This window comes from Saccharothrix sp. ALI-22-I (genome assembly GCF_001984175.1).
GTDB lineage: Bacteria > Actinomycetota > Actinomycetes > Mycobacteriales > Pseudonocardiaceae > Actinosynnema.
Genome location: NZ_MTQP01000068.1, coordinates 945108 through 955481 on the forward strand (window position 1 = coordinate 945108; position 10374 = coordinate 955481).

Annotated in this window: 10 protein-coding genes; all 10 read left to right on the forward strand. The window is 69.8% G+C overall.

The features are described from left to right. The first annotated feature begins 2 nt into the window (after nucleotides 1-2). The 10 genes from ALI22I_RS41375 (at nucleotide 3) to nuoK (ending at nucleotide 10371) form a co-directional block, all read left to right on the forward strand. On the forward strand, nucleotides 3-551 hold the full coding sequence (locus ALI22I_RS41375) for a NuoB/complex I 20 kDa subunit family protein (protein WP_077010971.1): 549 nt from the start codon (nucleotides 3-5) through the stop codon (nucleotides 549-551). A gap of 96 nt (nucleotides 552-647) precedes the next feature. Further along, nucleotides 648-1346 (forward strand): NADH-quinone oxidoreductase subunit C, encoded by a 699-nt coding sequence (locus ALI22I_RS41380; protein ID WP_143532719.1) that lies wholly within the window; start codon nucleotides 648-650, stop codon nucleotides 1344-1346. Beyond that, the gene (locus tag ALI22I_RS41385) at nucleotides 1343-2713 is read left to right on the forward strand and encodes an NADH-quinone oxidoreductase subunit D (RefSeq protein WP_077010973.1); all 1371 of its coding nucleotides are present in this window, start codon (nucleotides 1343-1345) and stop codon (nucleotides 2711-2713) included. Before ALI22I_RS41380 ends, ALI22I_RS41385 begins: the two co-directional genes overlap by 4 nt. After that, nucleotides 2710-3510: an NADH-quinone oxidoreductase subunit NuoE gene (gene nuoE / locus ALI22I_RS41390; RefSeq protein ID WP_083752374.1), complete on the forward strand. Its 801-nt coding sequence runs from the start codon at nucleotides 2710-2712 to the stop codon at nucleotides 3508-3510. The genes ALI22I_RS41385 and nuoE overlap by 4 nt, the downstream gene beginning before the upstream one ends. Nucleotides 3511-3525: 15 nt before the next feature. Further along, nucleotides 3526-4806: an NADH-quinone oxidoreductase subunit NuoF gene (nuoF, locus tag ALI22I_RS41395; RefSeq protein WP_077010974.1), complete on the forward strand. Its 1281-nt coding sequence runs from the start codon at nucleotides 3526-3528 to the stop codon at nucleotides 4804-4806. Next, nucleotides 4803-7364: an NADH-quinone oxidoreductase subunit G gene (locus tag ALI22I_RS41400; RefSeq protein ID WP_238598804.1), complete on the forward strand. Its 2562-nt coding sequence runs from the start codon at nucleotides 4803-4805 to the stop codon at nucleotides 7362-7364. Before nuoF ends, ALI22I_RS41400 begins: the two co-directional genes overlap by 4 nt. Then, the gene (gene nuoH / locus ALI22I_RS41405) at nucleotides 7361-8710 is read left to right on the forward strand and encodes an NADH-quinone oxidoreductase subunit NuoH (RefSeq protein WP_077010975.1); all 1350 of its coding nucleotides are present in this window, start codon (nucleotides 7361-7363) and stop codon (nucleotides 8708-8710) included. Before ALI22I_RS41400 ends, nuoH begins: the two co-directional genes overlap by 4 nt. Further along, the gene (gene nuoI, locus ALI22I_RS41410) at nucleotides 8697-9236 is read left to right on the forward strand and encodes an NADH-quinone oxidoreductase subunit NuoI (RefSeq protein ID WP_077010976.1); all 540 of its coding nucleotides are present in this window, start codon (nucleotides 8697-8699) and stop codon (nucleotides 9234-9236) included. Before nuoH ends, nuoI begins: the two co-directional genes overlap by 14 nt. Beyond that, nucleotides 9233-10075 carry an NADH-quinone oxidoreductase subunit J gene (locus ALI22I_RS41415; RefSeq protein ID WP_077010977.1) on the forward strand — a complete coding sequence of 281 codons (843 nt, stop codon included), beginning with the start codon at nucleotides 9233-9235 and terminating at the stop codon, nucleotides 10073-10075. The genes nuoI and ALI22I_RS41415 overlap by 4 nt, the downstream gene beginning before the upstream one ends. Further along, on the forward strand, nucleotides 10072-10371 hold the full coding sequence (gene nuoK / locus ALI22I_RS41420; RefSeq protein WP_077010978.1) for an NADH-quinone oxidoreductase subunit NuoK: 300 nt from the start codon (nucleotides 10072-10074) through the stop codon (nucleotides 10369-10371). Before ALI22I_RS41415 ends, nuoK begins: the two co-directional genes overlap by 4 nt. Nucleotides 10372-10374 lie beyond the last annotated feature (3 nt).

Here is a 10374-nt window from a genome sequence, read left to right on the forward strand (position 1 = left end):
CCATGGGTCTTGAGGAAAAGCTCCCGAACGGCATCCTGCTGGCCAGCGTGGAGAAGTTGGTCAACTGGACCCGCAAGTCATCGCTGTGGCCGGCCACCTTCGGCCTGGCCTGCTGCGCGATCGAGATGATGACCACCGGCGGCCCGCGCTACGACCTCGCGCGGTTCGGCATGGAGGTCTTCCGCGCCTCGCCGCGCCAAGCCGACCTGATGATCGTCGCGGGCCGGGTGACCAACAAGATGGCGCCGGTGCTGCGCCAGATCTACGACCAGATGCCCGAGCCGCGCTGGGTGCTGGCCATGGGCGTGTGCGCCTCCAGCGGCGGGATGTTCAACAACTACGCGGTCGTGCAGGGCGTGGACCACGTCGTGCCGGTCGACATGTACCTGCCCGGCTGCCCGCCGCGGCCGGAGATGCTGATCGACGCGATCCTCAAGATCCACGCCAAGATCATGGACGAGCCGCTCGGGGCGAACCGGGCCGCGCTGCTGGCCGCGTCGGGCCACACGACGGACCTGATCCCGTCCTCCGAGCGCTTTGCGAAGAAGTGAGCGGCAATGGCTGACGAGAACAAAGAGGTCGACAAGACCCCCGGCGCGGACACGCCAAAGGGTGGTGACCAGCCGGAAGCGCTCAGCTCGGCGAGCATGAACCAGACCCAGCACGAGGAGTACCTGGCCCGCGGCGGCATGGTCGCGGGCAAGGCCCGGCAGGGCATGTTCGGCATCTCCGGCTCCGGCGACACCTCCGGCTTCGGCGGCCTGCGGCTGCCCGCTCACGTCGCCGCGCCGTCCGAGCGGCCCTACGGCGGCTGGTTCGACGAGGTCGCCGACGAGTTGCTGGCCGCGATCCGGGAGAAGGGCCTGCCCGCCGACACGGTCCAGCAGATCACCGTCGACCGCGGCGAGATCACCTTCTTCCTGCGCCGGGAGAACCTGGTCGAGGTGGCGCGCATCCTGCGTGACGACCCGGCGCTGCGCTTCGAGCTGTGCAGCTCGGTGTCGGGTGTGGACTACGGCGTGGACGCTCCGCAGCGGCTGCACTCGGTCTACCACCTGACGTCGATGACCTACCGCCGGCGCATCCGGCTGGAGGTCGCGGTCGACGTGGACGACGCGCACATCCCCAGCGTGGTCTCGGTCTACCCGACCGCGGACTGGCAGGAGCGCGAGGCCTGGGACATGTTCGGCATCGTCTACGACGGCCACCCGGGCCTGACCCGGATCCTCATGCCGGACGACTGGGACGGCCACCCGCAGCGCAAGGACTACCCGCTCGGCGGCATCCCGGTGGAGTACAAGGGCGCGGAGATCCCCCCGCCAGACCAGAGGCGGTCCTACTCATGACCGAGCGAATTTCCGACGTGACCGCGGGTACCGACACCAGCGCCCCCGGCCGGGTGAGCGACCCGTACGACGCGAGCTCCCGCCAGACGACCGAGGGCACCGTCTACACGGTGACCGGCGGCGACTGGGACGAGGTGCTGGCCGAGGCCGCGGGTGACGAGCGCATCGTCATGAACCTGGGTCCGCAGCACCCGTCCACGCACGGCGTGCTGCGCCTGGTGCTGGAGCTGGAGGGCGAGACCGTCACCCAGGCTCGCAGCGTCATCGGCTACCTGCACACCGGCATCGAGAAGAACGTCGAGTACCGCAACTGGACGCAGGGCGTCACGTTCGTGACGCGCATGGACTACCTGGCGCCGCTGCACAACGAAGCCGCGTACTGCATGTCCGTGGAGAAGCTGCTCGGCGTCACCGTCCCGCAGCGGGCGCAGACGATCCGCGTGCTGCTCATGGAGCTGAACCGGATCAGCTCGCACCTGGTGGCGCTGGCCACCGGCGGCATGGAGCTGGGCGCGCTGACCGGCATGACCGCGGGCTTCCGCGAGCGCGAAGAGGTCCTGCACCTGCTGGAGTTCCTGACCGGTCTGCGGATGAACCACGCGTTCATCCGGCCCGGCGGCCTGGCGCAGGACCTGCCCGAGGGCGCCGAGCAGAAGATCAAGGACTTCATCAAGGTGATGGACTCCCGGCTGCCGGACTACGACAAGCTGCTGTCCGGTCAGCCGATCTGGCGCAACCGCCTCGCGGGCATCGGCTACCTGCCGGTGGACGCCTGCCTCGCGCTGGGCATCACCGGCCCGATCCTGCGCGGCGCGGGCCTGCCGTGGGACCTGCGCAAGGTCGAGCCCTACAGCGGTTACGAGAACTACGAGTTCGACGTGCCGACGTCGAACGCCGCCGACGCCTTCGCCCGCTACCTGCTGCGCGTGGAGGAGATCCACCAGTCGCTGCGGATCGTCAAGCAGGCGGTGGACAACCTGACGCCCGGCCCGGTCATGGTGGCGGACGCCAAGATCGCCTGGCCTGCGCAGCTGACCATCGGCTCGGACGGCATGGGCAACTCGCTGGAGCACGTCCGCAAGATCATGGGCCAGTCCATGGAGTCCCTGATCCACCACTTCAAGCTGGTGACCGAGGGCTTCGCGGTGCCTGCCGGCCAGGTTTACGTGCCGATCGAGTCGCCGCGCGGCGAGTTGGGCTACCACGTCGTGTCCGACGGCGGCACCCGGCCGATGCGCGTGCACGTGCGCGAACCCAGCTTCGTGAACCTCCAGTCGATGCCCGCGATGTGCGAGGGCGGCATGGTCGCCGACGTCATCGCGTCGGTGGCCTCTATCGACCCGGTGATGGGTGGTTGTGACCGATGAGCACTTCCGAAGAGGTCTACGCGGCCTCGCCGCTGGACCCCGTCGAGACGCACCGGCTGGTGACCGAGAACCCGGTCGACACGGCTGTGTTCGACCAGTCGATCGTGGACAAGGCGCAGGCGATCATCGCCCGCTACCCGCAGGCGCGGTCGGCGCTGCTGCCGATGCTGCATCTGGTGCAGTCGGTCGAGGGGTACGTCAGCCAGGCGGGCATCACGTTCTGCGCCGACCAGCTCGACCTGAGCAACGCCGAGGTCAGCGCGGTCGCGACGTTCTACACCATGTACAAGCGCCGCCCGTGCGGCGAGCACCTGGTGAGCGTCTGCACGAACACGCTGTGCGCGGCCCTGGGCGGCGACGCCATCTACGCCAAGCTGCGCGAGCACCTGGGCAGCGACGGCAAGCCGCTGGGCCACGAGCAGACCGCGGGCGAGCCGGGCACGCCGGGCTCGATCACGCTGGAGCACGCCGAGTGCCTGGCCGCGTGCGACCTCGGCCCGGTGCTCCAGGTCAACTACGAGTACTTCGACAACCAGACGCCCGACGGCGCGCTGGGCCTGGTCAAGTCCTTGCAGGCGGGGGAGAAGCCGCACCCGACGCGCGGCGCGCCGCTGACCGACTTCCGCCAGGCCGAGTTGCAGCTGGCCGGGTTCTTCGAGGGTCGGGACGCGGACCTGGACGGCCCGTCGGCCGCCCCCGAGACGGTGCGCGGGGCCAGGATCGCCGCGGAACGCGGCTGGACCGCGCCGGCCATGCCGGACAACGCGGACTTCCCGCCGCTGCCGGAGAAGAAGTAGGTAGGGGGAGCTGACGTGGTCGACAACCTGACTCCCGTCCTGACGAAGCGCTGGCTGTCGCCGCGCTCGTGGACGCTGAAGACCTACGAGCAGTTGGAGGGGTACACGGCGCTGCGCAAAGCGCTCACGGCCCACCCCGACCAGCTGATCCAGCAGTGCAAGGACTCCGGGCTGCGCGGTCGCGGCGGCGCGGGCTTCCCCACCGGCATGAAGTGGGGCTTCATCCCGCAGGGCGACGGCAAGCCGCACTACCTCGTCATCAACGCCGACGAGGGCGAGCCGGGCACCTGCAAGGACATCCCGCTGATGATGGCGGACCCGCACTCGCTGATCGAGGGCATCATCATCACCTCGTACGCGATCCGGGCGAACTTCGCCGCGATCTACGTGCGCGGCGAGGTGCTGCACGTGATCCGCCGGCTGAACGCGGCCGTGCGCGAGGCGTACGAGGCCGGTTACCTGGGCAAGGACATCCTCGGCTCGGGCTTCGACCTCGACGTGGTCGTGCACGCGGGCGCCGGCGCGTACATCTGCGGCGAGGAGACGGCGCTGCTGGACTCGCTGGAGGGCAGGCGCGGCCAGCCCCGGCTCAAGCCGCCGTTCCCGGCGACGTCCGGCCTGTACGCCTCGCCGACCGTGGTGAACAACGTCGAGACCATCGCGAGCGTGCCGTACATCGTCAACGGCGGCGCGGACTGGTTCCGCACCATGGGCCGCGAGCGCTCGCCGGGTCCGAAGATCTTCTCGCTGTCCGGCCACGTGGAGCGCCCCGGCCAGTACGAGGCGCCGATGGGCGTCACGCTGCGCGAGCTGCTGGACCTGGCGGGCGGCATGAAGGACGGCGTCCCGCTGAAGTTCTGGACGCCCGGCGGCTCGTCCACCCCGCTGTTCACCGCCGACCACCTGGACGTGCCGCTGGACTTCGAGGGCGCGGCCGAGGCGGGCTCGATGCTCGGCACCACCGCGTTGCAGATCTTCAACGAGACGGTGTCCGTGCCGTGGGCGGTCATGAAGTGGACCGAGTTCTACAAGCACGAGTCGTGCGGCAAGTGCACGCCGTGCCGCGAGGGCACCTACTGGCTGGTCCAGATCCTGCAGCGGATGGTGCGCGGCGAGGGCACGGCCAGTGACATCGACACGCTGCTGGACGTCTGCGACAACATCCTGGGCCGCTCGTTCTGCGCGCTCGGCGACGGCGCGGTCAGCCCCATCACCAGCGGCATCAAGTACTTCAAGCACGAGTTCCTGGCTCTGTGCGACCAGAACTCTCAGGTCCTGGCTGGAGCAACGGCATGACGATGGCACCCGAGAAGAGCACTGAGCTCGTGGTCCCGGAGGGCCACGTCAAGCTCGTCATCGACGGCGTGGAGGTCGTCGCCCCCAAGGGCGAGCTGCTGATCCGCACCGCGGAGCGGCTCGGCACCGTCATCCCGCGCTTCTGCGACCACCCGCTGCTGGAGCCCGCGGGCGCCTGTCGGCAGTGCCTGGTCGAGGTGGAGATGGGCGGCCGGCCGATGCCGAAGCCGCAGGCCTCCTGCACCATGACCGTCGCCGACGGCATGGTGGTCAAGACCCAGCTGACCTCGCCGGTGGCGGACAAGGCACAGCAGGGCGTGATGGAGCTGCTGCTCATCAACCACCCGCTGGACTGCCCGATCTGCGACAAGGGCGGCGAGTGCCCGTTGCAGAACCAGGCGCTGGCGCACGGCCGCTCGGACTCCCGGTTCCACGAGCACAAGCGGACGTTCCCCAAGCCGATCCCGATCTCCACGCAGGTGCTGCTGGACCGTGAGCGGTGCGTGCTGTGCCAGCGCTGCACGCGGTTCTCCGCGCAGATCGCCGGTGACCCGTTCATCGAGTTGCTGGAGCGCGGTTCGCAGCAGCAGATCGGTGTGGCGCAGGAGAAGCCGTTCCAGTCGTACTTCTCCGGCAACACCATCCAGATCTGCCCGGTGGGCGCGCTGACCAGCGCCGCGTACCGGTTCCGCGCCCGGCCGTTCGACCTGGTGTCCACGCCCGGTGTGTGCGAGCACTGCTCGTCGGGCTGCGCGGAGCGCACCGACTGGCGGCGCGGCAAGGTGCAGCGCAAGCTGGCCGGTGACGACCCGCAGGTCAACGAGGAGTGGATCTGCGACAAGGGTCGTTTCGCGTTCCGCTACGCCACCGCCGAGGACCGCGTCCGCCGGCCGCTGGTGCGCGACAAGGCCACCGGTGAGCTGCGCGAATCGTCCTGGACCGAGGCGTTGCAGTACGCCGCCGAGGGCCTGGCGAAGGCCCGTGACGGCAAGGGTGTCGGTGTGCTGGCCGGTGGCCGGCTCACCGTCGAGGACGCCTACGCGTACTCGAAGTTCGCCCGGATCGCGCTGCGCACCAACGACGTCGACTTCCGCGCCCGCGCCCACTCGGCCGAGGAGCTGGAGTTCCTGACCAGCACGATCCTCGGCACGAACCCGGACAACGGCGGCGTGACGTTCGAGGGCATCGAGCGGGCGCCGGCCGCGCTGCTGGTCGCGTTCGAGCCGGAGGAAGAGGCGCCGATCGTGTTCCTGCGGCTGCGCAAGGCGGCCCGCAAGAACCGGACCAAGGTCTTCCACCTGGGCCAGTTCACGACGCCCGCGGTGGAGAAGACCAACGGCGTGCTGCTGGCGTGCGTGCCCGGTGGCGAGCCCGCCGCGTTGAACGCGCTGCCCGAGCACGCCGCCGACGTGGTCGACGACCTGGCCAAGCCGGGCTCGGTGATCCTGGTCGGCGAGCGTGCCGCCGAGGTCCCCGGCCTGTTCTCGGCGGTCGCCGCGCTGGCCGAGCGGACCGGCGCGAAGGTCGCCTGGATCCCGCGTCGCGCCGGTGAGCGCGGTGCGCTGGAGACCGGTCTGCTGCCGACGTTGCTGCCGGGCGGTCGCCTGGTGAGCGACGCGGCCGCACGCGCCGAGGTCGAGCAGGCGTGGGGCCTGGAGCCGGACACGCTGCCCGCGAAGGCCGGCCGCGACACCAACGGCATCCTCCTCGCCGCCGCGAGTGGTGGGCTGGACGCGCTGGTGGTCGGCGGTGTCGACCCGTTCGACCTGCCCGACCCGGCGCTGGCCGAGCGCGCGCTGGACTTCACCGGTTTCGTGGTCAGCCTGGAGCTGCGGCACAGCGCAGTCACCGCGCACGCCGACGTGGTGCTCCCGATCGCCCCGGCGGTGGAGAAGGCGGGCAGCTACCTCAACTGGGAGGGCCGCCACCGCCAGTTCGGCACCACGATCGAGGGCACCGGCGCGCTGCCGGACGGCCGGGTGCTCGACACGCTGGCCGTGGAGATGGACGCGGACCTGTTCACCCAGACCCCCGCCGCGGCCGCCGCGGACCTGGCCCGACTGGGCGTCGCGACGGTTACCGCTTCGGCACCCACCGTGGCGGCACCGCTGCTCTCGCAGCCCAAGGACGGCCAGGCCGTACTCGCGACCTGGCGGCGGCTGCTGGACAACGGCTCGATGCAGGACGACGAGCCGAACCTGGCCGGCACCGCGCGGCCGGTGGTGGCGAAGCTCTCCGCGGCCACCGCGCGGCACCTGGGCGTGCAGCTCGGCGGTGAGATCACCGTCGCCACCGACCGGGGCGAGGTGGTGCTGCCGGTCGAAGCGGCCGACCTGCCCGACGGCGTGGTGTGGCTGCCCGGCAACTCGGGCGCGGTCACCGTGCGGCGCAACCTGGTCGCCGGCCACGGCTCCGTGGTGGCGGTCGCGCCGTTCGTCTCGGGCACCGCGCAGCGGATCACGCCGCCGGCCGCGGTCTCCGCTGAGAAGGACACGTCGACGGCACCCGTCGCGGGCTCCGCTGAGAAGAACACCTCGCCCGTCGGAGGCAAGGCATGAACACCGCTGAACTCCTCGCCGACGATCCGCTCTGGCTGATCCTCGTCAAGGTCGTCGCGATCTTCGCTTTCCTCGTGGTCATGACCCTGTTCATGATCAACTGGGAGCGCAAGGTCGTGGCCCGGATGCAGCAGCGCCCCGGACCCAACCGGGTCGGCCCGAACGGCTGGCTCCAGTCGCTCGCCGACGGGCTGAAGCTCGCCTTCAAGGAGGACATTCGCCCGGTCCTGGCGGACAAGTGGGTGTTCTTCCTGGCCCCGGTGGTCTCCTGCATCCCCGCGTTCGTCGCCTTCTCGGTGATCCCGCTGGGCGGCGAGGTCTCCATCTTCGGCGAGCGCACCGCGCTCCAGCTGGTCGACCTGCCGGTCGGCGTGCTGGTCGTGCTGGCCTGCTCCGCGCTCGGCGTCTACGGCATCGTGCTGTCCGGCTGGGCCTCCGGCTCGCCGTACCCGCTGCTGTCGTCTCTGCGGGCCGCCGCGCAGGTGATCTCGTACGAGATCGCGATGGGCCTGTCCATCCTGGCCGTGGTGATGAACTCGCACTCGCTGTCCACGGCGGACATCGCGGGAACGCAGACCGGCACCATCCTGTGGGGCCTGTTGCCCGCGTGGAACGCGATCCTGCTGCCGGTCAGCTTCCTGATCTACGTCACCTCGATGGTCGGCGAGACCAACCGGGCGCCGTTCGACCTCCCCGAGGCCGAGTCGGAGCTGGTCGGCGGTTTCCACACCGAGTACAGCTCGCTGAAGTTCGCGCTGTTCTTCCTCGCCGAGTACGTCAACATGGTGACCGTCTCGGCGCTGGCCACCACGCTGTTCCTGGGCGGCTGGCGGTTCCCGTTCGTCGGCGACGACCACATCCTCAACAGCGGCTGGTTCGGCCTGCTCTGGTTCGTGATCAAGACGCTGGGCTTCCTGTTCCTGTTCATCTGGCTGCGCGGCACGCTGCCCCGCCTGCGCTACGACCAGTTCATGCGGCTGGGCTGGAAGTTCCTGGTCCCGATCGCGCTGGTCTGGTTCGTCGCGGTGGCCTTCGCCCGCTACGTGCGCCAGGAGGTGGAGACGGGCACCGGCCTGGACACCAGCACCGCGTTGATCGTGATCGGCGCGTTCCTCGCGGCGATCCTGCTGATCGCGTTCCTGCTGCCGGACAAGCGGGAGCAACAGGACCCCAACGCCGTGCCGATCACCGGTGGCGGCTACCCGGTGCCGCCGCTGGACCTGAAGGTGCCCAAGTCACCGCCGCGCCGGCAGGTGCCGGTCGCGGAACTCCCGGGTGACCAGACCAAGGAACCGGCAGCGGTAACCGCAGCTTCACAAAAGGAGGCCAGCGATGGGCGTGTTTGATCCCGTCAAGGGCTTCGGCGTCACCTTCGGCACGATGTTCAAGAAGGTCGTCACCGAGGAGTACCCCGAGGTCAAGAAGGTCACCGCGCCGCGGTTCCACGGCCGCCACCAGCTCAACCGGCACCCGGACGGGCTGGAGAAGTGCGTCGGCTGCGAGCTGTGCGCGTGGGCGTGCCCGGCGGACGCGATCTTCGTCGAGGGTGGCGACAACACCGACGAGGAGCGCTACTCGCCCGGTGAGCGGTTCGGCGCCGACTACCAGATCAACTACCTGCGCTGCATCGGCTGCGGCCTGTGCATCGAGGCGTGCCCGACCCGCTCGCTCACCATGACCAACGAGTACGAGCTGGCCGACGACGACCGGCAGAAGCTGATCTTCACCAAGGAAGACCTGCTCGCGCCCCTGCTCGCCGGCATGGAGCAGCCGCCGCACCCGATGCGGCTCGGCGAGAACGAGCAGGACTACTACGTGAACGGTCCGCAGTTGGCCGCCCAGGCGAAGCAAGCACCGGGAGCGGGGCAATGATCGCTTCCCTCCTGGCACAGCAGCCCGACGCCGTCGAACGCGTGGTGGACACCGTCACCACCGGCGAGGCGGTCGCGTTCTGGATCCTCGGCCCGCTCGCCCTCGCCGGCGCGCTGGGCATGCTCTTCGCGCGCAACGCGGTGCACTCCGCGCTGTGGCTGGTGCTCACCATGCTCAGCCTCGGCGTGCTCTACATGGTCCAGCAGGCGCCGTTCCTCGGCTTCGTGCAGATCATCGTCTACACCGGCGCGATCATGATGCTGTTCCTGTTCGTGCTGATGCTGGTCGGCCGGGACAGCTCGGACTCGGTCGTCGAAGTGCTGCGGGGCCAGCGGCTGGCCGCTGCGGTCATCGGCGTCGGCTTCGCCGGCATCGTGGTCGCCTCGGTCGCCCGCGCGCTGACCGACGTGGAGCCGGTCGGCCTGGCCGCGCAGAACACGCAGAACGGCGGCAACGTCGCCAACATCGGCGAGGCGCTGTTCACCGACTACCTGTTCCCGTTCGAGCTGACGTCCGCGCTGCTGATCACCGCGGCGGTCGGCGCGATGGTGCTCGCCTTCACCTCGCGCACCGGCAAGGACGCCAAGAAGACCCAGCGCGAACTGGTCGAGGAGCGCTTCCGCGGCAACCGCCCGGGCTCGCTGCCCGGCCCCGGTGTGTTCGCCACCGCCAACTCGGTGGCCACGCCCGCCCTGCTGCCGGACGGTTCGGTCGCCTCCGAGTCCCTGTCCGAGCTCATCGAGACGACCGCCAAGGAACGTCTTGAGGACGACGTCGCGGAGGTGTCCGGCACCGGGCACCAGCCCGACGCGCACGCGCTCAAGGGAGAGTCGTCGTGACCCCTACGTACTACCTGCTGCTGTCCGCGCTGCTGTTCAGCCTCGGCGCGGTCGGCGTTCTGGTGCGGCGCAACGCCATCGTGGTGTTCATGTGCGTGGAGCTGATGCTCAACGCGGTGAACCTGACCCTGGTCACGTTCGCCCGCATCAACGGCGGGCTGGACGGCCAGGTCATGGCGTTCTTCGTGATGGTCGTGGCCGCGGCCGAAGTCGTGGTCGGTCTGACGATCATCATGGCGATCTTCAAGACGCGTCGCTCGGCCTCGGTCGACGATTCCAACCTGCTGAAGTACTGAGAG